Below are 26226 nucleotides of genomic sequence, written 5' to 3' on the forward strand. Positions count from 1 at the left end.
CATTGAGGAAGCCTATGACCTCCGTTCCGCCCGATCAAGTGAGAGGAGTCGCGCGTCCTCAGGCCGCTGTTGTCGTTGCCCATCCAGATGACGAAATTCTGTGGTGTGGAGGCTACATACTCACACACCCGGAATTCGATTGGCGAATCGTGACTCTATGCAGGGAATACGATTTAGATCGCGCTCCAAAGTTTCGCCGAGTCTTGCAGCAATTGGGTGCTGAGGGTGAGATGGCAAATCTGGATGATGGTCCTGAGCAGACGCCTCTTCCGCCCGACCGAGTACAGGCGGCCATCACCAGCCTACTTAGTGACAACAGTTATCAACTGCTGTTGACTCATGGCCCAAGGGGCGAGTACACACGGCATCGCCGTCATGAAGAATGCAGCCGGAGCGTTATTGAGCTTTGGCGTGCAGCTCATGTCGACTCAAAGCGGCTATGGCTCTTTGCGTACGAAGATGGTGAGCGTGCGTATTTCCCCCGGGTCCGCACAGATGCAGACCGGCGAGACATCTTGGCTGAAAGCGTCTGGATGGAGAAATACAGGCTGATCACCAATGTTTACGGCTATAGAGCCGACAGTTGGGAAGCGCAGGCAACACCCCGAGAAGAAGGCTTCTGGTGTTTTGATTCACCGCAAGCAGCGCTCGATCGCACAGCAATATTGGAGAACAAATCGTGAAAGTACTTGTATTGAGCGAATATCCGGCACCGGCGGCAGGCTTGGCCCTGCAAGGCGAGCTGCTATGCAAAGGTCTGTACGAAATGGGCGTGGATGTCCACCCGGTACATCTGGAATCGACTTTGGAAAAGGAATGGTACTATCGTTGGTTCAAGCCGGACATCGTGGTGGGCGTAGGATTCTGGGGTCATCTCCCCAATCTGATTTTGCATCCGCACAAGTTTGGAATGAAGGCTGTGCCATGGCTTGTGGCCGATGGTTATGTTGCTGAACACCGTGATGTGCTGAATGCTCTGCCGTTGATCCTTGTGACTTCCAACTGGGTAAAGGAGGTCTATATCAGAGACGGCATCCGCGGAGACAACATTGTGGTGTTACCAGTGGGTTGCGGCACGGACCGATACAAACCGCATAGTCAAGATGACCTGAAGGTCCAATCGATCCGAGAGGAGTTTGGAATATCGAAGGATCAGTTGATGATCCTGACCGCTGGCGGCGACGGAACATCCAAAGGCGCGCAGGAAGTAATGAAGGCGCTGGCCATGATTGATGACGAAGCACCTGACTGGAGATATGTCTGCAAGGTCTGGCCTCAACCCCGCACCGAACAACAGAACCTCATCGATCTCAAACTGGCGGCAGATCTAGGCATTGGCGAGAAGGTCATCTACTCGCCCAATGTTGTTTCGCAAAACTTCATGCCTTACTTGCTTTCTGCTTGCGACATCTATGCTGCGCCTTCGCGGTTGGAAGGTTTTGGCATGATTCAGGTCGAGGCGAACGCCTGTGAAAAGCCGGTAATTGCAATCGATGCCATGGCTTTTCGCGACACCATGGTCCACGGTGAGACGGCATTCCTCGCTAATGTAGCTGAGGAAAGAAAGATCACCGAGGCGCTCTACGGTGAAGGTCACGACTACCAGACCAGTCATCGGATTGTGTTTCCAAATCCGCGGACCGTTGAATACCGTGCCAGTGTGCCCGACATCGCAAAGTATCTTTTGCAACTCATGCAGGACAGCGCACTGCGAAAGCGCATGGGTGAAGCGGGTCGGAAACGCGTGGTCGAATTGTTCGACTATCGTCAGGTTGCCAAGCAATTTGTCAAGATAGTTTCCGACCGAATGAGAATTCAGTAGAAAGCTTGAAGGCGCGTGTGCTCGTCTTTTCAACCCAGCATGACAACGAGGCGTCCATGTCTTTCGACGACAAGTCACGAATCTCTATCGAGCAAGCAAAAGAAGCAGCTCTCAACATTCTGCTGCATAACGCACAGGGACCATTTCAAGGACTGCCTCGAACCGCCGGGTGGGGATACCCGGAACCGTATACGCGGGATCTGATGATTTCATCTCTCGGATTTCTGGCATCTGGCAATGAGACGCTGGCGGACGCTCTGGAGCGCACGCTGGTAGCATTGGCCAATAATCAGTCGCCGCATGGCCACATCCCATCTCTCGCGCACGATCCAGCCAATCGTGGCTCAAGCGATTCGACGCCCCTCTTTCTCTTCGGTCTGGCTCTATACAGAATATCCAGCAATCAACCTGAGTTTCTAATGGAGGAAGCGAACAAGGCTCTGCATTGGATGCAGTATCAGAGCCCCGATGACAGGGTGATGATTTCGCAATTACCCACCAGTGATTGGCGCGATGAGCAGTACGTGATGGGCTACGGGCTGTATGTGAACATGCTCGTCTATGCGTATCTTCGCCTTTACGGAGAAGACGACTCCGCGGATCAATTGCGCGGACTGATGAGCCGTCTTGAGGTTAGTTCCACGGAGAAGAATAGTTATGAGCAAGAGGCCCTTGTAGAACCATCTGCTCCTTACTATGCGCTCTATGCATATAAAGTCATGAGCAGCGACCGCTTTGATCTGCTTGGCAATAGTCTGGCGATTCTCACAGGAATTGCTCCACTTGACCGGTCGGTAAAGATGCTGACTTGGATCGAGGCCGAGTGCGAGGCGATGCGAGGCCGTGGAGACCTTGCTGTGGATCTGCCGCCCTGTTTGTTTCCCTACATTCTGCCCCATCATGCGGATTGGCTGCCACGATACGGGCGCTATAACCGACCCGGAGATTATCACAATGGAGGCGTGTGGCCCTTTATCTGTGGTTTCTATATTGCGGCATGCGTAGCAGCAGGGCAGATGGATATGGCAGAGCGCAAATTATTGGCGCTGACGGAACTGGTCAAGCCATGGCATGAAGACGCAGCAGAGTGGGGATTCAACGAATGGATTCACGCACAAACCGGTAAGCCAAGCGGCCGGGATTGGCAGACCTGGTCAGCAGCCATGTACCTATACGCCGCTGAATGTGTGCAGCAAAAGAGTACCCCATTCTTCGACCTGATGCGGGAAGCAATCCATTTTTAGCGGATTAACTTTTTGCTTAAATGTTCGAATGGATCTTTATTCTTCCAGCACCGCTTTGGAGAGATTCCTGGGCCGATCCGCGTCCATGCCACGCTCGATTGCCATAAAATAGGCAAACAGTTGCAGGGGCACAATCTCGACGATCGGAAGCAGATACTCGCTTGCAGACTGCACGTCGACACAATCGCTCACCAGTGTCGGCACATCGCGGTCTCCTCTGTTTATCACGGCGATCACTTTTGCTCCCTGCGTCTTCATTTCGCGCAACAGGTGAACGGTCTTCTCATAGCGCACCACTGAGGCCTCAAGTGCAGGGTCTACGGTAGCTATCACTACGAGCGGCACTTGATCACTGAGTAGTGCATTGGGTCCATGTTTTAGTTCGCCGGTGGGATAGCCCTCGGCATGAACGTACGAGGCTTCCTTAAGCTTCAGAGCGCCTTCGCGGGCAATTGCGTAGTGGATGCCACGGCCAAGGTAGAGAAAGTTGCTGACTGTGTTGTACTTGTGCGCCAGCGCGGCCATCTGATCGCGCCAACCGTCAAGCTGCTCACCGATGCTGCTGGGGAGCAATTGCAGCCGCCCGATGTGGGCCGCTATCTCTGCGGCATCCATTGCACCCAACCGCCGCGCCTCATAGAGCCCCAACAAAAACAGCACCGCCAACTCGCAGGTAAAGCTCTTGGTGGCTGGAATTGCCTTTTCGACCCCTGCTGCCAGAGGCATGGAGACGTCAGCCTCTCGCGCTATGGTGGAGTGGGCCGCGTTGGTAATGGCCAACGTCTTCAAACCCCGCCTCCGCGCCTCAGCCAGTACCGCCAGTGTATCCGAGGTTTCGCCCGATTGAGAGATCACGATCACGGCCGGGAGTCGCTGATCGCGCCCACCCCTGCTACTCAGCTCGCTTGCATATTCCACATCCACGGCCAAGCCGCAGATATCTTCCAGCAGAATTTCCCCGGCCAGGCCGCTGTGGCGACTGGATCCGCTGGCGGCAATCAGTACCTCGCCAGTCGGGTTCACCCATTCCTTCAGGCGTTCTGCCATGTCGGTTCTTAAGTTGTTTCCTTCCAGATAAAGCGCCAGCGTGCGGCCAAGCGCCGTCGGCTGCTCATAAATCTCACGCAACATTTCGTTCTGAAACTGCCGCGAATCGCTCATTCTTGTACTCGCCCGGCGGGCATCAACAACCCGGTGTCGATAATATATGAGCAAGAGCCGGTCATGAACTCTGCGTGAGCAGTCTTTCTACCTTGGTCAGCAAGAGGATAACGAAGTCCATGTAGTGAAGTTCTGCAATGATATGGGAGAGGTATTCGCAGTCCTGATCCTGGCAGCGGAAGCGCTCCAGTTGATTTCGATAGTCTGTTTGAAATCTGTCTCATCGGCGACGCACACTCATCCGTGCCGACGGATCAGTCGCGGCAAGAGCCAAAAGGATGAGTGCTGAACCTATACCCGCAACTGGACCACTGGCCAAGCTTCGAGTGCGAACAGACGCATTTGATCCGCCGTGGCCTCTTCCTTTTGCAACTAGGCGGAAGCAACGCCTCAACACGAAACACCCAACAGCGGCAAGAAATAAATTCCATAATCCTGCCCTGTAGATACGAGTGCGACTGACCATAGAAATCCTCATTGTCCAACCATATTCCAGACAATCTGGATCGAAAGTGCATTCTTGTCGCTGTGAAAGTTCATGCGGGTTCGGCAATAGTTAAAAGGCGTGGCAGCCAGTCTACCCACAACGCGACCACTGTGCGCTGCTTCAGGATGGAGAACAGATTTTCGCCACACCGATCAACACTTGACTCGGTGTGGCGTTTCATGCAATTTTGTTGTCGCAAAACCGGCATCAGCTTACCGCTAGAACAAGGCTGCTACTGCGATTGGACCGCATGCAAGCTGGTTCTTACCGTCTGCCCTTGCCTACATGCCCACGTCCATCGCGAACTTCATTTCCTTTGAAGTGATCGACTTTGTCGAGGCGTCTGGAAGGCTCCGCTCTCTCACCGTGTTGCGGCCTTGGCCCACTATAGCCATGGTCGGGGTGAAAGCGATTGTTGACATGTCCGCGGAAGTTGTCATGACCGTGGAACCATGGGCCAGCGCCAAGAAAAACACCGCCATTAAACCATTCCGACCCATAGTAGCCATAGGGAGCACAGTCATAAGGTGCGGCATCATAGTATCCGTAAGGGCATTCTGGAGCGACGCCAATCTCAATACCGATCTGAGCCGCTGCTTTCGGAGCGGTTGCCATTATGGTGCATCCTGCAATAGCTGTCAGTGCAAAAAGCTTAAATCCTGTCATGTTCCTTCCTTTCATTTTGGACCTTCGAAGGCCCATGAACTTCTCACGATAGCGAGCAGAATTGCAAACGTCTGAGCAGAAGCGATCACATGAACTTTGTGAGAATCGGTGACAGCGGTCCATTGTGACCATACGATCATGGGGAACTTTTCGGATGATAAACATGGCAAAACGACGAGTTACTCGTCTTCCACAACCGTGGTTCACGACGATATGAGGAGAATTCCATGACCAAACTGAGCACAAATGATATGGCAACAGGCAAGCTTCACGAAGTCAAAGGCGCAATCAGACAGCAGGTTGGCAAGATTACAGAGAATCCAGATCTGGAAGCTGATGGTCAGGCGGAAAAAATCGTGGGCAAAGTGCAGACCCTTGCAGGCAAAATCGAAAAGAAACTCGGCGCATAGGCAACGCTTCATCCAATCAATGAACGAGAGAGGTACCGACACAATGGCACACACAGTACTGGAGCAAATGAACGATCAAATTGACGAAACAGCACACATGGCATCACGGGCAGCATCTGCCGTTGGGGATGCACTCGAAGATGGTGTGATCGCGGCTCGGCGAGCTGCAAAGCATGGCGGTGATGTTGCCGTCGAGTTTTATGATGACACCAAGAAGCGAATCCAGCGGAATCCGATTGAAACCGTTATAGCGGCAACGGCAATAGGCATCGCAACTGGGGCAGTTATCAGTTGGATGTTAAGGCGAAAACCCTGTTGCCAATAGATTCGGTGAACAAAAACGGGTTCAGCTTGCTGAACCTGTTTTTGTCTTTCACTCAGCCAGTCATCCAGTTCACAACAATTGTTCCGGTTTTGATCGGGCTCGAATGAATCCCTGACTGGGAATATGGCACAAGCAGGAAAGGGATATTCATAGATGACAACGCCTGAATCGAATCATGAAGTCAAGACAAATTCCGCAGTGTTGAACTCCGGCGCTTCCAGCGCCACCGGCGATATTTCAGCGCCAGACAACTCGCAAATCCCCGCGAAGGCAAAAGAACATAACATTCGCGTCTCTCCAGCCGTCCTCGATGCGGCGAGCAAAGATGGCGATACGCTGCTTCTGACGTTGCGCACGGCTCTCAAGGGTCTGACTCAAGCCGAAGCTGAAGATCGGGCACGCACATCTGGTCCGAACGAGGTTGCGCAAGAGCGTCAACGCGGCTGGTTTGTCAGCCTCTTGGTTATTCTCCGAAATCCGCTGGTCATTCTGCTGGCGATTTTATCGTCCATTTCTTTTGCCACAGGCGATGCCCGAGCTGGCAGTGTCATGGCGGGCATGATCGTGCTGAGTGTGACTCTGCGATTTTTGCAGGAAGCCCGAGCAGGCGCGGCCGCAGCAAAACTGAAGGCCATGATTCATGTAACCGCCACGGTGGTTCGCGATGGTCAAGCTCGGGAGCTTCCACTTCGCGATCTTGTTCCGGGCGACATCATCAATCTCTCCGCCGGAGACATGATGCCGGGTGATGTGCGCGTCATATCTGCAAAAGATCTGTTCGTCAGCCAAGGAACACTGACGGGCGAGTCGCTTCCCGTGGAGAAGTTCCATGATGCAGACCCAAAACCTCTGAACTCACCGACAGAATTAAAAAACATATGCTTCATGGGCACTAGCGTCCAAAGCGGCACGGCAACTGCGGTCGTCGTGGTTATAGGCGTCCACACTTACCTTGGATCGATGGCATCTTCTATTACACAGGAAGGTACGCCAACCAGTTTCGACCAAGGTCTCAGTCGCTTCACCTGGCTCATGATTCAGTTAATGGCCGTCATGGTACCCCTGGTCTTCTTCATCAACGGTTTCACCAAACATGATTGGAAGGGCGCATTCTTCTTCGCAATGGCCGTGGCTGTGGGGCTGACCCCGGAGATGCTGCCGATGATTGTTTCTGTCTGCCTCTCCAAGGGCGCGCTCGCCATGAGCCGCAAAAAGGTAATAGTCAAGCGACTCAATGCCATTCAAAACTTCGGCGGCATGGACGTTCTCTGCACCGACAAGACAGGTACGCTTACCGAAGATCGCGTAGTTCTCCAGCGGCATTGCAATGTCGCTGGACGCGAAACAGATGAAGTACTCCGCGACGGATACCTCATCAGTCATTTTCAGACTGGCCTGAAAAACCTGCTTGATACGGCAATTCTGAACAGCTCCGATTTTCACGAGCAAGCACGGATTGAGAAGTTCAAGAAACTCGACGAGATTCCTTTCGACTTCACGCGACGCATGATGTCTGTGCTCGTCGAGAGTCCAGAAGGAAAAGCCATTCTTCTGACCAAAGGCGCGCCAGAAGAAATCTTCCATCAATGCTCGCAATTCGAGTTGGACGGAAAGCTTTCTCCCATGGACCCCGAGCTGATGAAAGGGTTAAAGGACCAGTATGCAAGCCTGAGCAACGATGGCTTTCGGGTTCTGGCTGTTGCTGTCAAGGAATTGCCCGGTAAAAAGCTTTGCACAAAAGAAGATGAACACGATCTCGTGCTGAAAGGATATGTCGCATTCCTTGATCCGCCCAAGCGAACTGCTGCAGCTGCGATTGAAGCGCTGCACAAACACGGCGTTGTTGTGAAGATTCTTACTGGTGACAACGACCTGATCAGTCGCAAGGTGTGTAGGGATGTGGGATTGGTCGCCGACCCGATGCTTCTCGGCGACGATGTTGAAAAGATGTCCGACGCTGAACTGGCCGATGCAGCCGAAAAGACAACGCTTTTCGCGCGCCTCTCTCCCGCACACAAACAGCGCATCGTGCGCGTACTGCGCGGCAAAGGCCATGTAGTTGGATTCATGGGAGACGGTATCAATGATTCTCCCGCGCTGCGTGCTGCGGACATCGGTATCTCAGTGGATACGGCAGCCGACATTGCCAAGGAATCGGCCGATCTGATTCTGCTCGAAAAAGACCTCATGGTGCTGGAGGGCGGCGTCATCGAGGGCCGTAAAGTATTTGCCAACATCCTCAAATACATTCGCATGGGAGCCAGTTCCAACTTCGGAAACATGTTCAGCGTGTTGGGAGCGAGTGCCTTTCTCCCATTCCTTCCCATGGCGCCAATCCAGATTCTGACCAACAACATGCTGTACGACTTTTCGCAGGTGCCAATTCCCAACGACGCCGTAGATGATGAACAAGTGGCACGGCCGCGGCCGTGGAATATCGGAGAAATCCGGCGATTCATCCTTTGCGTCGGACCTATCAGCTCGATCTTTGATTACTCCACTTTCTTTGTCATGTTATGGATATTCAAGTGCTGGGATCCGTCGCGCACCTCCCTTTTTCAGACAGGCTGGTTTGTTGAGTCGCTGATGACGCAAACACTCATCATCCATGTCATTCGCACCAACAAGATCCCCTTCCTTCAAAGCCGTGCCAGCTGGGCGTTGACCCTCACAACTCTGGCTATCATGCTCTTCGGAGCGTGGCTACCGTATTCTCCCCTGGCCTCTTCACTAGGCCTGACTCACTTGCCTGGGATGTATTGGCCAATTCTACTGGTGACACTCCTTGCTTACACAGGCCTTACGCAAGGAGTCAAGGTTTGGCTATTGAGGATGAAATGGATTTAGAACCGAACAAGCCGCACACGCCTCCTCATAGTTTCATTGCATCCAAAGTGCGTCCTGTGGACAAGCTCTCATTTCAACGCTTTCAAAAGTTATTTGTTCGAAAGCGCTTCATGAAGCCTGTACCGGGAAGGCAACTTCATCGCACCGGTGGCATAGGGCTTCTCCGGGCTGCGGTGCTGGGCGCAAACGACGGCATTCTGTCCACTTCAAGCCTGGTGCTCGGGGTGGCAGCGGCACACGGAACTCACCACAGCATCCTGGTTGCAGGAATTGCCGGCCTGGTTTCTGGAGCTATGTCTATGGCTGCGAGCGAATATGTTTCCGTACACTCGCAAGCCGACACTGAAGAAGCTGAACTGGCGCTCGAACGTACAAAGCTCAAGAAAGATAACAAAGGCGAGCGTCAGGCACTCACGGCAATTTATATGGCTCGCGGGCTTGATCCGGAACTTGCAAATCAGGTTGCACAGCAACTGATTGCCTATGACGAATTGGGCGCGTATGCACGGGACGAACTCGGCATCTCCGAAAAATTTCGTGCTCGCCCGATTCAAGCTTCTCTGGCCGCCGCTTGCAGCTTTGCTGTAGGTGCCATAATGCCGCTTCTGGTTACAGCGATCGCGCCTGGAGCACGATTAATTCCGTTTGTGTCGCTATCGTCACTAGCTGTTCTCGCGCTGATGGGCGGACTTGCGGCACACGCCGGAGGCGCAAAAGTGATCATGGGCGCAATTCGCGTCACATTCTGGGGCGGCTTGGCGATGGCAATGACCTCCGGTATCGGGTGGCTGGTGGGGGCAGTTGCGTAAAGGCATTGAACGCCGCTGACTCCAATTTCTGGATTTTTTCTATCTTCGCTCTTTTCTATAGCAATTATTTCGCGAAATTATCGCTGTTGTGTACAAGAATGCGCACTCACCATTACGCACCTTGAATATCGTCCTCACCAATGACCAAAATAGACCAGATCCTTTTGGAGACGAGTCGTACCTTTCAAGAAGGTACTTTCTTTCCCATGTGAATCAATTTAGTGCTCGCCAATCATCTGGTAAAGATGTTGCATCTTTTTGAGAAGTTCGAAAGGGCAAAGTGCCGAGTTGGTAGCCACGAAGCAACATTCATTGTTTTGTGTTGCTACCTTCGATCGATACAAGTTGTTTCTAGGAACCGGAGAGGTTAAACCCGTCCTTCTTTTCACAAAACGCAGGATGAATAGGTTTGCCTGCACGGTGGGGCGTTTTACGATTATTCAATCGTTGAAGAGTCGAGACAGCCCAAATGGTATCTACGCTTGCAAGCAGCCCTTTGTTTTTCAATGAACATGATTACGTATGGAGGAGTTACACATGAAGTCCAGTTATTTGAAATCAGTGAAACACATCCTTGCATTAGCAATTATCGGGATGGCACCCATTGCCTTGACAGCTCAGGATGCGACCAAGCCGGATGTAAAAACATACGCGAGCAGAACAGCATCTGACAATGCCGCTTCCAAGTGGGACATCTTTGCCGGATTTAGTTATCTGTCGCCACGTGTAGCATCTGACGGGTTTGACAACTTTGACGGTACTGGTATCAGATACGGTGCCATTGGCAGCGTATCGCGCTACTTCAATAGGTACGTGGGCGTGCAGTTTGAGGGAGATTATCACAACGACAATAACGAAGACCGCCCGAATTATGATTTCTCTGGAGGGTCGGGTGGCTTGATCCTGCGGTACCCTACCGCGCATTTCACGCCATTTGTTCATGCTCTGATTGGTGGCGAGAGTGCGGGCAGTAACTATTTTCAAAATCAGTGGGGCGTGGTGGTTACCGGGGGTGGCGGCTTGGACTACAACACTCCGCTATTCAACCACCATTTGGGCATTCGTTTGTTCCAGGCAGATTACCAATTCAACCACCAGGACGTTGACGATTTCAATATGCTTCGCTTGAGCGCTGGTGTCGTGTTTCACATCGGCTCCTTTGAGCCACCTGTGCCAGTGTCTCTGACCTGTTCCGTCAATCCAGAGTCAATCTATCCCGGCGCCCCAATCACAGTTACAGCAAACTCAGGAAACCTGAATCCGAAGTTGCATGCTGTTTACTCCTGGTCGGGAGATGGCGTGACGGGGGACGGTGCAACAGCAACAGTAGCGACTGCAACGCTAGCTCCCGGCACCCACACGGTAAGCGGAAAGGTAAGTGAAGGCAAGGGCGAAAGGGTCGGTCTAAAGCCCGGCGAAATTGCGAATTGCTCAGCCAGTTACACCGTAAAGGCGTTTGAGCCGCCAACGATCTCTTGCTCGGCTAGCCCCAGCACCATTCAACCAAATGAGAGCAGTACGGTAATGGCCAGCGGAATAAGTCCGCAGAACCGGCCGCTTACTTATAGCTACTCGGCCCAGTCTGGCTCCATCAACGGCAACGGTGCAACAGCAACGTTTTCCTCGGCGGGCGCTTTGGCAGGGCCTGTGGGGATCACTTGCAATGTGACCGATGACAAGGGTAACGCTGCGACTGCTGTCGCCACTTTAACAATCGCTAGCCCGCCTGTGGTTGCGGCACCCTCGCCCGAGCAGGTAAGACTTGAAGCTCGTTTGGCATTGCACAGCGTGTTCTTCCCAACCGCACAGCCGAGATCAACGCACCCTGAGGGCGGCTTGGTCGAGAGCCAGAAACTGATTCTGACAACTCTTGCAGAGGATTTCAGGAGCTATCTCGCAATCAAACCAGAAGCCCATCTTATTCTCACTGGCCATGCGGATGCGCGTGGAACGCAAGAATACAACCAAGCACTTACCGAACGTCGCGTAAATCAAGCAAAGCAGTTCCTGGTGGAAAAGGGCATTGCTGAAAACGACCTTGAGACGCGAGCGGTCGGCGAAGAACAGCAACTCAGTCAAGATCAGGTCAAGGATCTTGTTCAGAACAATCCTGAGCTTACAGAGACTGAGCGGCAAAAGGTCTTGGATAATCTGACGAAGATCGTTCTAGCTCAGAATCGTCGCGTTGATATTACGCTGACAACGACGGGACAACAATCTGTGAAGCTGTATCCATTCAATGCCCAGGATTCAATAACCCTTCTGGACGAGAAAGCCACGGCATCCAAGCACACACATAACAGCACGAAGCACGTTCACGCCAAGTAATGCACAATTCACCGGCGAAGCAGGTAATTCGGCCTGCTTCGTCAGTGAAGGGACCGACTTATATATAGAAACCTTTGATGAAAACTTGCTACGAATGTCCTGCCTCAGGTGAATTGTCGATCGTATCTGGCAACCCACGGCACATGACTCACAAACTATCAAAGACTTATCGGTGGACTTCCAGTGCACACCGGACGATCTGCCGCGCAGGAAGATGCCTTACACGACTCAGAGATCGAGAGGAGCAGTTAAGTCGTCCGGCGGGCACCTATCTGAATGCGTCGGATATTCTACTGAACCTCGCATAATATAGTGACAATGTCGGTCGTGTAGCAGTAAGCTATCAGGCATGACACGATCCAATGCGCCACGACGTGACTTCGCAGCCCTGCAAGAACGCCGCCGCCGCGCCGCGCGTCTGTTTGCCGCCGGCAAGCGTTCACAGGCAGAGATCGCCCGTGAACTCCTCATCAGCCGTCAAAGCGTGAGCCGATGGTTCGAGGCTTGGCGTCAGGATAAGCCGGGTTGGATTCGCGGGGCGGGGCGGGCAGGTCGTCGGCCGAAACTGGATGGGGCGCAACTCAAGCAGGTGGACAAGGCGTTGCGTCAAGGCGCGCAGGCCCATGGTTTCGGAACCGATCTGTGGACATTGCCCCGTGTGGCGGCAGTAATCGAACGGACCACGGGCGTTCACTATCATCCCGGCCATGTATGGAAGATTCTTGCCGCTCTTGAGTGGAGCCTGCAACGGCCGGCCAAGCGAGCGCGGGAACGCAATGACGAAGGTCGGCGGCTGTGGATGGCGAAGCGGTGGCCGGCAATAAAAAAAACGCCCGGCGGCGAAGAGCCTGGATTCTCTTCCAGGACGAAAGCGGAGTCTCGGAGCGGCCGCCGGTAAGACGGACTTGGGCGCCGAAGGGAGAGACTCCGGTGTTGGTTTATGCCTTCAACTGGAAGAAGCTGTCGATCAGCGCGGCACTGGGCTATCGCTGGGACGGCAAGCGATGCCGGTTGTGGTTTCAGACCCGGCCAGGCAGCTACAACGACGAACGGCTGACCGTCTTTTTGCGTGATCTGAAGAAACACTTGCGCGGGCAGAAGGTGATTCTGATCTGGGATGGACTGCCTGCACACAAAAGCAGGAAGATGAAGCAGTATCTGGAGAGCCAGCGTAGTTGGCTGCAGGTAGAGACGCTGCCAGGTTATTCTCCTGATCTGAATCCGGTAGAGGACTTATGGAGCAACATCAAAGGTCAGGAATTGGCCAACCGATGTGTTGCCGGACTTGGCGAGGCTGAAGACGGTGTGCGCAGCGGCATGGAGAGAGTGCGCCAATCCATACTGCCGTTTTCTTTCCTGCACCACGCGGGACTCTTTTTTTGATCTATCGTGTCACCATATTACGCGAGACTCAGTAAGTCAGGCTCAATCATCGCGCCCGATTCAGGCCCTTGCAGCGCGGATCTTCCATTTCAGTCACAGCAATCCTGCACCTGGGATCTTCCATCTCTGCTACCAGACCGAGCCACAGCCCTTTATATCGAGGATCCATCTCGACAACAACTCCAGCGATCAGTCTGTTACATCGCGAATCTTCCGTACTCAAAGCAGCGACTCTACACCTGGATTCTTCCATATCAATCACCATCCTCTATGACTTGCACTGATTCAGATTGCTCTTCCTGGCACAGAGTTGAAATCAAGTAGATAGAATGAGCCGATGTGGGCTATTCGATATTGCACACTTTGTCGAGGCATGGCTCAACTGCCTCTATGTTTCCTGGTCCCTTCGCATTGTGTGCAAGAGTGAACAGACTCTGGCTGGCAATCATAGGATGGTAGCTATACACAGGGGCGTATCATTATTTCGCCTGCGGGACAAGCATACATGAGGTCATGTCGCTCTTTGTAACAATGCTGCGCATTGATCGAACCACCACTCCAGTTATCATGAATGGCATTGCAGTTTTATGGAGGGTCCAGAATGTTTGATGATATGTTCAACTCTTCAATGAAACTGCTTGTCGTAGACGATGCTCCTGCGATTCGATCGTCAATATCCGCACTGCTTTCAGAGATAGGCTATCAAGTACGAACCGCTGCTGATGGATTCGAAGCATTGGCCGCGATTCGAATGAACATTCCCAATATTCTGCTCTCTGATCTCAATATGCCTGGAATGTCTGGATTCGAGTTGCTCTCTGTGGTTCGCCGACGATATCCTTCAATTCAAGTAGTCGCCATGAGTGGCTCGTTTTCCGGGGAAGAAGTTCCTTCCGGGGTGATCGCGGACGCATTTTTCCAAAAGGGATACAGCACTCGCTCTTTATTGAGAATCATCGAAAGCTTGGGCCACCATAAGTTGCGGCCTATGATTCACCCAGTCGCCACTGCCCCACTTCTGATCCAGCGAAATGGACTCGACTCATCCGGCAACCCATACGTCACGATTGACTGTCCAGAGTGTTTGCGGAGTTTCCACGAAACGATAGGCGGCTCTCTCGCCCCAGTCCGAGAAGCGAGTTGCAATCACTGCCGGCAATCGATTTACTACGCTATCGCCGATCCTGTCGAGTGGGATCCTGCAATATCTTCAATGATGCCTTCGAATATACAGGGGGCGTAGAGAAATACATGAACAATGGTCCAATCGAGGTAAAGGATCGAACGGTTCACGGCCACTTTGGCCGATTCGCAACAATGGCCTGCGCATGGCTGGGATCGACCTGGGCATTTGCGGGTGCGGGGCTGGTGGTCGTTGTCTGGGGGGCAACTGGCCCTGTTTTCCATTTCTCGCAAACGTGGGCACAGGTCATCAATACCGGGACGGGCATTGCGATCTTCTTGATGGTGTTCCTGATCCAAAACACGCAGAACCGCGATGCGCGCGCGATCAATCTTAAACTTAACGAGTTGATTCGCGCCATGGATAAAGCTCGAAACCAAATGATTGACATTGAAAGACTGAGCGATCTTGAACTGGACGAGATGCAGGCCACATACGAAAAAATCAAGATTGGCTGGAAAGAACGCCAAAAACGAATCCCCAGCGGACCGGTAGAGAATAGAGCAGGATGAAGACCACCTGATATTTAGCATTCAATAGTGATTTCAGCGAAAGACGACTGTGCACAATTGGTCGGTTATCTCAAGGATGCGATTGCTAGAGTAAAGTACGTTACTGCGATTGGGTAGCAATCATGTCTATAATGCCGCCCTGTTGCGACGTACGCCAGATGGTTTATCTGTTTTCAGGAGAGATGATTTGATCGAGGAATTGCTCGTTGATGGAGTGAAACAAGTTTCGAATGCGGAACTGATCGAGTTGCTGAATCAGGATCTTTCGCGCGAATATATGGCAATTATTGCGTATGTTGTCTACTCACAGGTCTTGAAGAGTGCTGAGTTCATGCATGTCGCTGGTGAACTTGAAAAGCACGTTGTACGAGAACTGAACCATGCCCTGATTCTCGGCGAGCAGATCGATTACCTGACCAATACGCTGGTGGATGAAGCAAGCACTCTCAGCACTTCAAAGAAAGCGATTGAGATGCTGCAATTGGAGTGTGATAACGAAGCGGAGATTATTCAGAACTATCGGAAACGAATATGTCAGTGCGAAGATTTGGCCGAGTATGCTGTTTGCGAACAGATTCGTGGAATTATGAACCACAAAATAATTCACCAGAATGCTCTGACGACGGCCTTAAGCAAGAATGCTTCTAGTCAGTACCAGGCTGCGTAGCAATGAGCATTCGATAACCGAAAACACGGAGGTTCTTTATGCCCGCAATTACGACCAAAGACGGCTGCAAAATCTATTACAAGGATTGGGGCACGGGACAGCCCGTGGTCTTCAGTCATGGTTGGCCGCTCAGCGCAGATGCCTGAAAGGACCAGATGGTCTTCCTTGCTGCTCATGGTTATCGCGCGATCGCACATGACCGTCGTGGTCACGGGCGGTCAAGCCAGCCATCGAATGGTAACAACATGGATACCTATGCAGACGACCTTGCTACGCTAACTGAGACGCTGGACTTGAAGAATGCGGTTCTAGTGGGCCATTCAGCGGGCGGTGGAGAGGTGGCGCGTTATATTGGCAGACATGGCACAAAGCGAGTCGCAAAGGCGGTTTTGATTGCTGCGGTTCCGCCGTTGATGCTGAAGACAGAAGCCAATCCCGGCGGCCTGCCAATAGACCTCTTCAACGAAATTCGCACTGGTGTTCTTGCCGATCGATCTCAATTTTTTCACAATCTCACTGAGACTTTCTACGGTGCAAACCGGCCTGGTTCATCCGTCTCGCGGGGTTTGCGCGACTCATTCTGGCTACAGGCAATGCAATCTGGATTCATCGGTGTTCTGGATTGCATCAAAGCTTTTTCTGAGACGGACTTCAGCGCAGATCTGAAGAAGTTCGATGTTCCGACGCTTATTCTTCATGGCGATGACGATCAGATTGTACCGAGGGTACCGATTGCAAATTCAGCCCGGTTGTCGGCCAAGCTCATCCAAGGTTCTACGCTAAAGGTTTACCCTGGCGCATCACATGGACTCTGCTCGACTCACAAGAAACAAATAAATGCGGACCTGTTGCAGTTTATTCGGGAGTAGACCGCTGCCTTTCAACGCACCTCGTCTCCAATGTTGACAGACAACATCATGTGCGTGATTGAGCTATAAAGGTAGTAGATAGCAATGAAACATCTGGCGATGGAAAGCCGATCAGGGTATTTGCGACTTCAGTATTTTCACTTGATCGGCCAAGGCATCGCTAACGCGTGCGGCGTCTTCGATTGGATCGTGGCGGGTTTCAAAGAATACGAAATCTCCATCGAGAAGATTCTTTCGGCTCGCATAGATAAGCTTCATCGCTTTGATTTCTCCTGACTTTCCAATGAAAAAGACACGGACTGGGTTGACTAAAGGGGAAGTCCCGGGCGGATCACATGTTCAGCTTTCACATTATCGCCTGTCCCTGTCTTCACTATGGCAGGTTCAGCCGTTGCCGTATCATCTCGTTCGGATCGCTTCAGGTCTTCCCGAGAAAGTTCGTGATCCAGATTACTGAGTTCGTGTGCGTTTAGATGATCTGCTTTGCCATGGGCCACTGCTGAGACGGCGTGTGCGTGGGATGCAATATTGTGATGTTCTGCGGCCGGATCGTGCGAACTCTGAGGCATGGTGTACTCCTTGTTAGTTTGATGCAAACTGTGGGGTAAAGATCGACATTTAATTGCGAATGATGTGAATGTCCATAAGTGCGGTTTTGCAATTGGGAGTCGCGTTTCGGGCAGTGTCTATGTTTTCCAGTGGCATTGCCTCCCATTGAACATACGTTCTTCGCTGGTGCCATCACTTATTGCTTGTCGCTACCCACTCTTCATATGAGATCCGTGGAATCGTCATGAACGCGTCCTGCGTGCGTACATAGTTTCCCAGCCCGTTCATACGGCCGATAGCGTGTAACTCATCGGCTTTGATGTAAGGCCCCGCTGAATCCACGTACCGGTCCTCAACATATACGGAAACAACGCGTCCAAGAATGATCCGTGAGTGGCCGATCTCTAACGTCGTATACTCGCGGCACTCCAGCGCGGCGTGAGCCTCGGCCAGTCGCGGCGGCTTCACTACCTGCGAAGAGGTTGTAGTGAAACCGGAAACTTCCACCTCGCTCATCTCGTGCGGGAAGTCAACAGCACAGAGGTTCATCTTTTCGGCGATGTCCTCAGTGACCACATTGACCACAAACTCGCCGGTACGCCGAATATTGCGGGCTGTGTCCTTTGGCACAAACGGTTGATTTGGCCGGTTAGTAACACCCACGCCAATGATGGGTGGGTCAGTGCACAGATAGTTGTATGCGCTGAACGGTGCGGCATTCAACCGTCCATCCTCATCCAAGCTGGTGATCAGTGCAATCGGTCGTGGCGCCACCAGGCCCACGAGCAGTTTGTAGGCTAGGTGGCTGGGATCAGCTTCGAGATCGAAATTCATCGGTTAAATCTCCCCTGACGGTTTGATGGTATCCGAACAGACGCAGCAGCGACCGGTCGAAATAGCTCTCAATGTCGTTTCTTTGATCGCTGGTCTAACGCTATTACCCATCAATTGGGCGGCATTGTCTGATTTGTGTTCTGATTCGAGATCAGCCGCAACCTGAGCGATGATCTGTGATCATCCGAGACTGCAAGCATCTCAGATATGTATAAGAGCGCCTTCGCCGATCAGCACGTAAGATACTTCATAGAGCTTGTGCAGTTTCAAATGGTCAAAACGGCACATTTGCGCCGGAGCCTGCCCATGTATATTGAATGGCTAACGCGATGAACTGCGGGATGCATGAAAAGAAGCGGTTTGTTGTAAAGTGCAAACGTTGCCGTCGGTATGTGTCCGCGGGAGTGAAGGATTTCCCCTTCCAATCCGTTGTCGTCTCTCGCCCTCTTTGCGATGAGAAGGAGAGGTACTTACCCTCGGAGGTATTTCTGGGAAAACCTGATTTGCTGAGTAAGTATCCACCGGCAGAGCCGGTGGCTTTACGGTTGCTGGCCCCTCAAAGGGCCCTTTTCGCAACCGTCCGAAGCAAAAGCAAGAACAAAGGCAAAAGCCTCGTGCTGCTGTCTTCACCGCCTAAGCACAGGCAATTCGAGGAAGAACATACTCCCGAAATTCTCAAAGTTCTACTGCCACCCCGGCAGAGCCGGGGGATATCCCTTTTTGATTAGTAAACAACTGAACACCGAATGTCATTCAGGCATTAAGACACCAACTACTCCTCAAGCATAGTATTCGCATAATCCAGCCACGACCAGCGAAACCGCCCTATTCAGCCAATCTGGCTTTTTCTATACACTCCGGCTGCCCCAACGGAACAGATTACTCTCTTTTTGCGGCTTCGCCACGTCGTAGATACGTGGCAGATATATTTAGTAGAGGACCTCTTGATGGAGTTGCTTCCTGTCCACCGAGCAACTCTGAAATGAAACGCAGGGTGCATTAATTGTCAATACCCTCCTCGGATTCCACACCACCGCCAAGACTGATGCGGTATCCTTCTTCGATCGCACCATCATCCTCATCAAGCTCGCTTCCTTCCTGTGTTTCCGCGAATGCCGCGCGCTCCCGCTTGTCCCTGCGAACGGTCAGAAGTTGTGTTCCAATGGTGTGCTTGGGCACGAAGCAGTAGTTGTAGAACGCCTCGAACAGCGCGACGTTCGGAACCCGCTTTTGCTCCAAGAGATCGCGGAGATGATGCGTGTAAAGGGCGCGAAACGCCTCTGGCGTGATGATGTGCGTCAGTCGCTTACCGGCGAGTTTCGCGGTTGCTTCCAGCCAGCCCGCTTCGATCCAGGCGTGGATTTCGGATTTTCTCACGTGAAGGGTCCGCGCCAGCGCCTCGACCGAAAAGCAGTCGCAACGGATTTCCTTGACCTTCAAATCATGCCTGCGCAATTTGCAGCGAATCGCATTTGGGCTGCGGCCAAGGATGTTTGCGGTCTCCTCGACCGAATGCGAGGCCAGTTGCTCGCGTAGTGACTCAACCTCTTCCTCGGTCCAGCGCCGGTGCTCGTCACGGCTGTTCAAACCAGTCTGGAGCACAAATCGCCAACACGCCTCTCTGGACCGGCCGGTTTGCCGTTGCAAGCGGCGAACCAGTTGGTCGAGTTTATGGCCTGAAAGCACACGGGCCTGGATTGCCAAAGCTGTGGCATCTGGGCCCCAAACATCAGACGACCGCAATCTGGGTTTAGCAGTCATGGGGACACCTCGGCAATGGGGAGATGCAGAGAAACCCCTATCCCTATTGATCTTTCCTGTAGCGAACAGCGAGATGCGGAGTCATGCTCCGCCTTATCTTATTTCTCCTTGAGTCAGGTTGATTGAAGGCAACAATTACATGGATTCGCCGCGCCACCGCAGTCGCAGTTAGCTTGGCAAGTCTCTATCTCCAACGGATAACTATCGTCTCCTGTTCGCAAACGAACCGCGGCGAACTCCATCGATTCCTACTTGAAATGCGCCTCCTGTTGTGGCAGAATCTGGATCATGCTTCACCGTGGCTCAACTGCGAAGCGATGTCTTGATTGCTGCGGGACGTTCTGTCGCATCTTTCCCTGTAACTACTAAAGGCACTTTCGTCGGGTGTTTGGGGCAGGCAGGTGAAGTTTTATTGCTACCGTAACAATCTGGCGCCGGTCCAAACATCTCAAGATGTGTGGTGGTTATCCCCAAGTGTGACGGACGCTCTCATATGCAGCCACAAGGCAGCAACTGGAAAGAGCCAACATGGAGCTGGGCACATTCAACCGGAAGCCCGGCTTCAAATGAACAACTGGAGGCCGCTGCAAAGGCAGCTTGGCCTTATGCGATTCGCTGCGCCTGGACATATCTCTACGATCACGCCGCCGCTTATGACCTTATGGATCACGCGGTAGAAAATGCGGCGAGCTACATCCTTCGGCATGCGGAGTGCCCGGAGATGAAGTTGACGGCGCGCATCAAGAGCGTCATCAAACGCCGTGCGCAGCAGCAATCTGCAAAGCGGCGTCTGGAGATTCCGTATGGGTCGTTGATCGATATGGAAAAGTTGTATATTGGTCAACCAGAGGCAGAGAAGAGGGTCTATGGAAGAGAGCTATTTGAACGCCTCTCGCCCCTTGCCAGGTCGATAGTAAAATGGCGCGCTCTGGGGTATTCGTGGCGGAAGATTGCTGAGGATCTCGAAATGGACCACACCGCCGTTCGGCGAGCCTATATCCGGGAGATGGAGTCGTTGCTCCATGATCTCTCCCAGCCTGGAGAATTGTCTCAATGTTGATGAAATTGCGTTGGTTCTCTCGTGCGGAAAATCGCCTTGATGCATGGGTCACAAGGCAACATCAGGAACGTGTCCTCGACGGGAGAACTGCGTCTGTCGGTCCCTGTCCTGATGAAACGTTTCTGGAAAGCGTTGCCAGACAATCCAAACAGATTGCCCTGTCGGACCCGAGAGTGGATCATGCGGCGAATTGTCCCGTCTGCATGAGACGGCTGCTCGAACTGCGGTCCCGACATCAGTCGCGCCGACGAAGACTGCTGTTCACCGCTGCTGTTGGTTGTTGTCTCCTGATTGTCGCCTCATTCGTCGTGGTGGGGTGGCACGGAAAGAACACGCCGCACCCCATCGACAATATGGCCGCAATTCCCGAGACCATAGACCTATCGAACGACGGGACGCTTCGGGGGCTTTCATCCAACTCAGCCGAACCCAGTCCGTTGCTATCGGTGTCATTACCGGCAGCTTTGGTCAGGGTGAAGATCATCCTCCCCCGCTACAGTAGGCCTGGTCAATACACGGTCGCTGTCACACGCGATCAGACGGTCAATGACCCGCTGGCACACGGCGTCGCCGCCACAAACGGTGGTGGAGACCGAGAAGAGGTCTCTGTTGATCTTGATCTGCGGAAATCGAGACCGGGGGCATATTTCCTCTCAACGACCCATGTGCAGGATCAGGCATCGTACTACTACCCGCTTCAAATCAAGTAGTAGGGAGGCCGTGATCCTGGGAACGCGAGTTGGTCTACAACAATCGAAGAATAGATCGCTTGATAAACAAATTAGGGAACCTCTGAACAACCCCCTCCAAAACAACCCACAACAACGGATGCCCAGAAATAAATACGATCAGGCGTATCCAGCGTTGAAAAGTTGCTAAAAGTCGGTTGTCGTGCGGTGTCTATCGCGTGTCCTGAGGCCATTTTCGGCCTCCAGACACACTACGCCCCCAGCGGGGCCTGATTCGGAATTAGCCGCTTGCGGTGTTGGTAGAGATTCACCAGCGCGAAGGCCGTCAGCAGCCACTCGTGATTCTTCTTGATGCCACGGTAGCGCACCTTGGTGTAATGAAATACGCGCTTCAAGATACGGAAAGGCCACTCCACCCGAGCGCGAACCTTGGACTTGGTGCGGTTCTTGCGCTTCTCTTCTTCGTCTACTTTGCCCTTGCTCTTCTTCACCCGCCGGTTGGTCATGTCCTGCGCCTGAGGAGCGGCCTCGTGGATCGCCTCGGTTTGCCCCTGATAACCGGCATCGCCCCAAACCTTTTTCTCATTGCCGTGTAGCAAGTCGGGCAGCATGTGTTTGTCGTGCACTGAGGCAGCCGACGTGCACACCGAATGCACCACATTTTCCTTGCTATCAACGCCGATATGCGCCTTGGCCCCGAAGTAATACTGACCGCCCTTCTTGGTCTGGTGCATCTCCGGGTCGCGCTCCTTCTTCTCGTTCTTGGTCGAAGAAGGTGCAGAGATGATCGTGGCATCGACGATGGTGCCAGTCGAAATACGGATGCCCTGGCTGGCCAGATACAGGTTCACCGTATCCAGAATCTTGCCGTTCAACTCGTGCTTTTCCAGTAGGTGGCGGAAGTTGAGGATGGTGGTTTCGTCTGGCGCGGCCGCGCGACCGAGGTCGATTCCGGCAAAGCCGCGCAGCACCGGAGACTCGTAAAGAGCATCCTCTGCGCCAGGGTCCGACAAGTTGAACCAATCCTGGAGAAAGTAGATTCGCAGCATGATTCCGAGGCCAACGGGCTGACGTCCCTTGCCTGCCTTTGGGTAGAAAGGAGCAATCAATGCTTCAAGTTCTGACCAAGGAACGATGGACTCCATCGAGGTGAGAAACGCCTCGCGGCGGCTCGTTCGTCCATACTTCTCAAAACTCGGCTGGCTGGCAAATGTTATCTGGCGCATCGCGTTCGCTATCCCTCTTCCATTTTATGAAAGAAGGGTGCGGATTTGCGACTTGTTCAGAGGTTCCTTAGGTTGACGCTTGACTACTTGGTAGGTTCCGATCCTGGCACTACCCAAGGACCGAAAATGTCGGCTTGCCTCTCTCGATGAACTACACTGATCAGATAAGGATTTGAGCCCAAGATTCACGGACATATCACGATTGGGTGGGCTCTTCTGATCTAACGGGAGCCGTCATGTCGTTGATGCCAACCGATGAGTTCTTGAGGCTGTTCCCAATTCGATCTTCATCTCTGGCTTGGTTTCTTGGTGCTGGGGCCTCAGCGTCGGCGCGGCTTCCTACGGCCGGGGACCTGGTTTGGCGATTCAAACGTGCCCTCTATTGCACGAGCAAGAAGGTAGACCCGAAAACGTGTCAAGACCTCGGCAATGAGGTGGTACGGGAACGCTTGCAACACTTTTTTGACTCTGCTGGAAGATATCCAGCCATCAATTCGCCGGAAGAGTACGCCACCTATTTTGAGCTGACTTATCCCGACCCCGCCGACAGACGACGTTTCCTCGAAAACATGTTGCATGGAGCCACGCCAGCCTACGGTCATCAAATTTTAGCGGCGCTGATGAAAACCGGCAATGTGCGGTTGGTATGGACGACAAACTTTGATCGGCTAGTCGAGGATGCTGCAGCGGCAGCCTTCGGATCAACGTCGGCGCTCACAGTATCCACGATTGACTCCAGCAGCATCGCGTTGCGCGCCCTGAACGAAGGACGCTGGCCTGTACTCGGGAAGTTACATGGTGACTTCCAATCGGTAGCGCTCAAGAACACAACGGAAGAGCTGAAGACACAAGAGAGCGATCTGCGCGCGACTCTCGTTGAATCATGCAAGCGTTTTGGCTTAATTGTCGCAGGATACAGTGGGCGTGATGAAAGTGTAATGAACGCTCTGGAAGAGGCGGTTTTGCAGCCAAACGCTTTTCCCGCCGGACTGTTTTGGGCCACCAAAACAGGATGGTCTGTGTATCACAGAGTAGAGACGTTGCTCGCCCGCGCAGTGAGCGCAGGTATACAGGCGTCTCTAATCGAGGTTGAGACGTTTGACGAGTTAATGGGAGATCTCGCGCAGCAAATTGAGAGTCTGCCTGTAGATCTACTGGGAACGCTCAACAAGATGCGGTCCAAAATATCGAACGTGCCGCTACCAGGGCCTGGCTCGAACTGGCCGGTCGTTCGCATGAACGCAATTCCGGTGCTCAGCTGGCCCAAGGAGTGCCGCAAATTCGACGCTAAGATCGGCGGCGCGCGGGACGTAAGGCTGCTTCTGGAAACCACTACAGCTAATTTGGTTGCCGTTCGCTCGCAGCACGGCATTCTGGCATTTGGTGCCGATAGTGAAATCCAACGTGTCTTCGCCGACCACAATCCAGAGAAGTTGAACGTACACTCTATAGAGGTTAGGCGTTTGTGGAAAGAAACTAACGAACTGAACCTACTCCGCAGCGCACTGGTCAATGGCTTGGTGGAAGGCGCACCGTTTGTGGTGTGGTCTGGGCGAGGCGTGCATGAAATTCGCCCGGATGATTCTGCCACCATGGCACCGCGCCTCGCGCCTCTCCGAGAAAAGCTGAAAACCATTGCCGGGGTGATTCCTGGAACCAACGTGAGGTGGTCCGAGGCGGTCGCAATCCGGTTGGAGTATCGCTTGGGACGACTTTGGATGCTGCTCGAACCGACAGTATGGTTTGGCAATGCCGCGTCGGACGAGGAGAGGTATGAGTGTGGCGAATTCGTCCGCGAGCGACAGGCGCGGCGGTATAACCGACTGGCCGATACCATTCTGAACGCCTGGCTCCAAGTACTCCTTCCGGGAACCGGCGATGCGGAAGTCCGTGCATTTACGGATGAACCAGGAATGGAAGCCCGATTCACGTTTTCTCGACGTACAGCGTTTGCGAGGCGGAGTTCATGAAACCAGATATTGCAGCCATCTCCGGATACGGCAAGTCCAGTGAACCGCCCCTGCTATTCAGTCCTGAACGACAGGCCGACCGCGACATTCATCCTCTTCGGGGTTTAATGCAGTATGGACCCTACAGCAAGAACTTTATCAACAAAGTCTTCGACCCCATCCGGGTTGCTACGATCTTTCCGGCTGGAATGAATACGCGGGTTCGCTCACTTTTCGATGAGTTCGAGCGCTCTCATACTCCGCAGGAGCGCAAGGATTACCTGATTCCGTTTCCCGGCTTCCGGGCCGTATTCGGGGTGAGCCTCAAGCCAGCAGCAGGAGGATTGCACGCTGTCATCCCAGAAGATGCGGACGAAACCATCCACAACAGTCCGCATCCGCATATTGCACTCGCCCAACTCCTCACCGATGCCATGACCCGGCTAGATACCCGGAGGGGAGAATACGATGTGCTGCTCATCATGCTCCCTGATCGTTGGGAGTATGCCTTCGAAGGAGAAGACGATGGTTTTGACCTGCACGACTATATCAAGGCAATCAATGCATCGCGCGGAACCCCGACACAATTTATCAACGAGAGCGGAGCACTAGACTACCGATGCCGTGCGAGCGTTATGTGGCGTCTAAGCATTGCTCTTTACTGCAAAGCAGGAGGTGTGCCGTGGAAGTTAGCGGACACCGATCCGACAGCAGCATTCATTGGCGTCAGCTATGCTATGAAGGTCGATGCCGTCGGCAAGGCTACGTTTGTGACCTGCTGCAGTCAGGTCTTCGATTCGGATGGGGCCGGGCTGGAGTTTGTAGCGCATGAAACCCGCGATGTGCACCAAGACGGAGAGAATCCATTTTTAAGCCGAAGCGAGATGCGGAGGATAATGGCGCGGAGCCTCAGCCTCTATCAGAGGAGACATGGCGGCCAGTCTCCGCAGAAGATCAGCGTTCATAAAACTACCGAGTTCAAAAAAGACGAGGTTGAAGGCTGCTTCGACGCCTTCGATTCCATTTCTGGCGTCGATCTCTATCAGATTAAACAGAAGGTTCCGTGGCATGGCTTTCTCTATGAGAATTCGTCATCCGCTGCGGCCTATCCTTGTGAACGCGGGATTTTCATTCCCATCGACGAACGGGAGGTTCTGGTTTGGACGCAGGGCGATGTACCCCAAGCGTCCACCAGTAAGCATTTCTACAAAGAAGGAAAAGGCATTCCTCACCCAATCGCGCTACGGCGATTTGCAGGTCACGGGAGCTGGGATGCGCCGGTGCAATCAATCCTGGGACTGACCAAGATGAATTGGAATAACGATCAACTGTACGACCGTTTACCAATCACTCTGCAATATGCAAGTAAGCTCGCTGGAACAATGAAGTCCATGCCGATCATATCGTCGCGACCGTATGAATTTCGATTGTTTATTTGAGCCTAA

The 26226-nt window shown here is 52.9% G+C and carries 24 protein-coding genes and 1 pseudogene; 18 read left to right on the forward strand and 7 right to left on the reverse strand.

Translation table 11 applies throughout. From position 1 onward, the window contains the following. Positions 1-14 precede the first annotated feature (14 nt). The 3 genes from ACOBR2_RS01625 to ACOBR2_RS01635 all read left to right on the forward strand — a co-directional run bounded on the left by ACOBR2_RS01625 (position 15) and on the right by ACOBR2_RS01635 (position 3066). Positions 15-683 (forward strand): PIG-L deacetylase family protein, encoded by a 669-nt coding sequence (locus ACOBR2_RS01625; RefSeq protein WP_420238337.1) that lies wholly within the window; start codon positions 15-17, stop codon positions 681-683. After that, positions 680-1822, forward strand: a complete 1143-nt coding sequence (locus ACOBR2_RS01630) for a glycosyltransferase family 4 protein (protein WP_420238338.1) — start codon at positions 680-682, stop codon at positions 1820-1822. Before ACOBR2_RS01625 ends, ACOBR2_RS01630 begins: the two co-directional genes overlap by 4 nt. Before the next feature lie 203 nt (positions 1823-2025). Beyond that, entirely contained in the window at positions 2026-3066 is a 1041-nt protein-coding gene (locus ACOBR2_RS01635) for a glycoside hydrolase 100 family protein (protein ID WP_420238339.1), read from the forward strand. A gap of 36 nt (positions 3067-3102) precedes the next feature. Here ACOBR2_RS01635 and ACOBR2_RS01640 read toward each other — a convergent pair whose 3' ends face one another. Together ACOBR2_RS01640 and ACOBR2_RS01645 are read right to left on the reverse strand one after the other, a co-directional pair. Beyond that, positions 3103-4227, reverse strand: coding sequence for an SIS domain-containing protein (locus ACOBR2_RS01640; RefSeq protein WP_420238340.1), 1125 nt, complete (start codon positions 4225-4227; stop codon positions 3103-3105). A 751-nt stretch (positions 4228-4978) separates the two neighbouring features. Then, on the reverse strand, positions 4979-5380 hold the full coding sequence (locus ACOBR2_RS01645) for a hypothetical protein (protein ID WP_420238341.1): 402 nt from the start codon (positions 5378-5380) through the stop codon (positions 4979-4981). A 227-nt stretch (positions 5381-5607) separates the two neighbouring features. On the opposite strand from ACOBR2_RS01645, the gene ACOBR2_RS01650 reads away from it, so the two are divergent. The 11 genes and pseudogenes from ACOBR2_RS01650 (at position 5608) to ACOBR2_RS01700 (ending at position 16713) form a co-directional block, all read left to right on the forward strand. Further along, on the forward strand, positions 5608-5790 hold the full coding sequence (locus ACOBR2_RS01650; RefSeq protein WP_420238342.1) for a CsbD family protein: 183 nt from the start codon (positions 5608-5610) through the stop codon (positions 5788-5790). A gap of 67 nt (positions 5791-5857) precedes the next feature. Further along, positions 5858-6115, forward strand: coding sequence for a hypothetical protein (locus tag ACOBR2_RS01655; RefSeq protein ID WP_420238343.1), 258 nt, complete (start codon positions 5858-5860; stop codon positions 6113-6115). Positions 6116-6268: 153 nt separating this feature from the next. Further along, on the forward strand, positions 6269-8962 hold the full coding sequence (gene mgtA / locus ACOBR2_RS01660; protein ID WP_420238344.1) for a magnesium-translocating P-type ATPase: 2694 nt from the start codon (positions 6269-6271) through the stop codon (positions 8960-8962). A gap of 110 nt (positions 8963-9072) precedes the next feature. Then, positions 9073-9771: a VIT1/CCC1 transporter family protein gene (locus ACOBR2_RS01665; protein ID WP_420240051.1), complete on the forward strand. Its 699-nt coding sequence runs from the start codon at positions 9073-9075 to the stop codon at positions 9769-9771. A gap of 537 nt (positions 9772-10308) precedes the next feature. Continuing rightward, positions 10309-12099 (forward strand): OmpA family protein, encoded by a 1791-nt coding sequence (locus tag ACOBR2_RS01670; protein ID WP_420238345.1) that lies wholly within the window; start codon positions 10309-10311, stop codon positions 12097-12099. Between the two features lie 349 nt (positions 12100-12448). Further along, complete coding sequence (locus tag ACOBR2_RS01675; RefSeq protein ID WP_420236305.1) at positions 12449-12997, forward strand: winged helix-turn-helix domain-containing protein; 549 nt, start codon at positions 12449-12451, stop codon at positions 12995-12997. Then, on the forward strand, positions 12910-13482 hold the full coding sequence (locus ACOBR2_RS01680; RefSeq protein ID WP_420236306.1) for an IS630 family transposase: 573 nt from the start codon (positions 12910-12912) through the stop codon (positions 13480-13482). The genes ACOBR2_RS01675 and ACOBR2_RS01680 overlap by 88 nt, the downstream gene beginning before the upstream one ends. Before the next feature lie 601 nt (positions 13483-14083). Next, entirely contained in the window at positions 14084-14725 is a 642-nt protein-coding gene (locus ACOBR2_RS01685) for a response regulator (RefSeq protein WP_420238346.1), read from the forward strand. 8 nt (positions 14726-14733) lie between these two features. Continuing rightward, positions 14734-15177 (forward strand): low affinity iron permease family protein, encoded by a 444-nt coding sequence (locus ACOBR2_RS01690; protein ID WP_420238347.1) that lies wholly within the window; start codon positions 14734-14736, stop codon positions 15175-15177. Positions 15178-15364: 187 nt separating this feature from the next. Further along, complete coding sequence (locus ACOBR2_RS01695) at positions 15365-15844, forward strand: ferritin-like domain-containing protein (protein WP_420238348.1); 480 nt, start codon at positions 15365-15367, stop codon at positions 15842-15844. A 38-nt stretch (positions 15845-15882) separates the two neighbouring features. Next, positions 15883-16713: pseudogene (locus ACOBR2_RS01700) on the forward strand (alpha/beta fold hydrolase). 111 nt (positions 16714-16824) lie between these two features. Here ACOBR2_RS01700 and ACOBR2_RS01705 read toward each other — a convergent pair. From ACOBR2_RS01705 to ACOBR2_RS01720, 4 genes are all read right to left on the reverse strand, one after another. Beyond that, positions 16825-16971 (reverse strand): hypothetical protein, encoded by a 147-nt coding sequence (locus ACOBR2_RS01705; RefSeq protein ID WP_420238349.1) that lies wholly within the window; start codon positions 16969-16971, stop codon positions 16825-16827. Positions 16972-17021: 50 nt separating this feature from the next. Beyond that, positions 17022-17282 carry a hypothetical protein gene (locus ACOBR2_RS01710; RefSeq protein ID WP_420238350.1) on the reverse strand — a complete coding sequence of 87 codons (261 nt, stop codon included), beginning with the start codon at positions 17280-17282 and terminating at the stop codon, positions 17022-17024. 172 nt (positions 17283-17454) lie between these two features. Beyond that, on the reverse strand, positions 17455-18096 hold the full coding sequence (locus ACOBR2_RS01715; protein WP_420238351.1) for a flavin reductase family protein: 642 nt from the start codon (positions 18094-18096) through the stop codon (positions 17455-17457). Between the two features lie 999 nt (positions 18097-19095). Then, positions 19096-19683: a hypothetical protein gene (locus ACOBR2_RS01720; RefSeq protein ID WP_420238352.1), complete on the reverse strand. Its 588-nt coding sequence runs from the start codon at positions 19681-19683 to the stop codon at positions 19096-19098. 667 nt (positions 19684-20350) lie between these two features. On the opposite strand from ACOBR2_RS01720, the gene ACOBR2_RS01725 reads away from it, so the two are divergent. Further along, positions 20351-20917 carry a hypothetical protein gene (locus ACOBR2_RS01725; protein ID WP_420238353.1) on the forward strand — a complete coding sequence of 189 codons (567 nt, stop codon included), beginning with the start codon at positions 20351-20353 and terminating at the stop codon, positions 20915-20917. Further along, positions 20911-21627 carry a hypothetical protein gene (locus tag ACOBR2_RS01730; RefSeq protein WP_420238354.1) on the forward strand — a complete coding sequence of 239 codons (717 nt, stop codon included), beginning with the start codon at positions 20911-20913 and terminating at the stop codon, positions 21625-21627. The genes ACOBR2_RS01725 and ACOBR2_RS01730 overlap by 7 nt, the downstream gene beginning before the upstream one ends. 230 nt (positions 21628-21857) lie before the next feature. Here the strand turns inward: ACOBR2_RS01730 and ACOBR2_RS01735 are convergent, their stop codons facing one another. After that, positions 21858-22832: an IS5 family transposase gene (locus tag ACOBR2_RS01735; RefSeq protein WP_420238355.1), complete on the reverse strand. Its 975-nt coding sequence runs from the start codon at positions 22830-22832 to the stop codon at positions 21858-21860. A gap of 236 nt (positions 22833-23068) precedes the next feature. On the opposite strand from ACOBR2_RS01735, the gene ACOBR2_RS01740 reads away from it, so the two are divergent. Both ACOBR2_RS01740 and ACOBR2_RS01745 read left to right on the forward strand, forming a co-directional pair. Next, positions 23069-24802: an SIR2 family protein gene (locus ACOBR2_RS01740; RefSeq protein WP_420238356.1), complete on the forward strand. Its 1734-nt coding sequence runs from the start codon at positions 23069-23071 to the stop codon at positions 24800-24802. After that, on the forward strand, positions 24799-26220 hold the full coding sequence (locus tag ACOBR2_RS01745) for an argonaute/piwi family protein (RefSeq protein ID WP_420238357.1): 1422 nt from the start codon (positions 24799-24801) through the stop codon (positions 26218-26220). The genes ACOBR2_RS01740 and ACOBR2_RS01745 overlap by 4 nt, the downstream gene beginning before the upstream one ends. Positions 26221-26226: the final 6 nt, after the last annotated feature.

Source organism: Telmatobacter bradus (assembly GCF_048629425.1).
Lineage (GTDB): Bacteria > Acidobacteriota > Terriglobia > Terriglobales > Acidobacteriaceae > Telmatobacter > Telmatobacter bradus.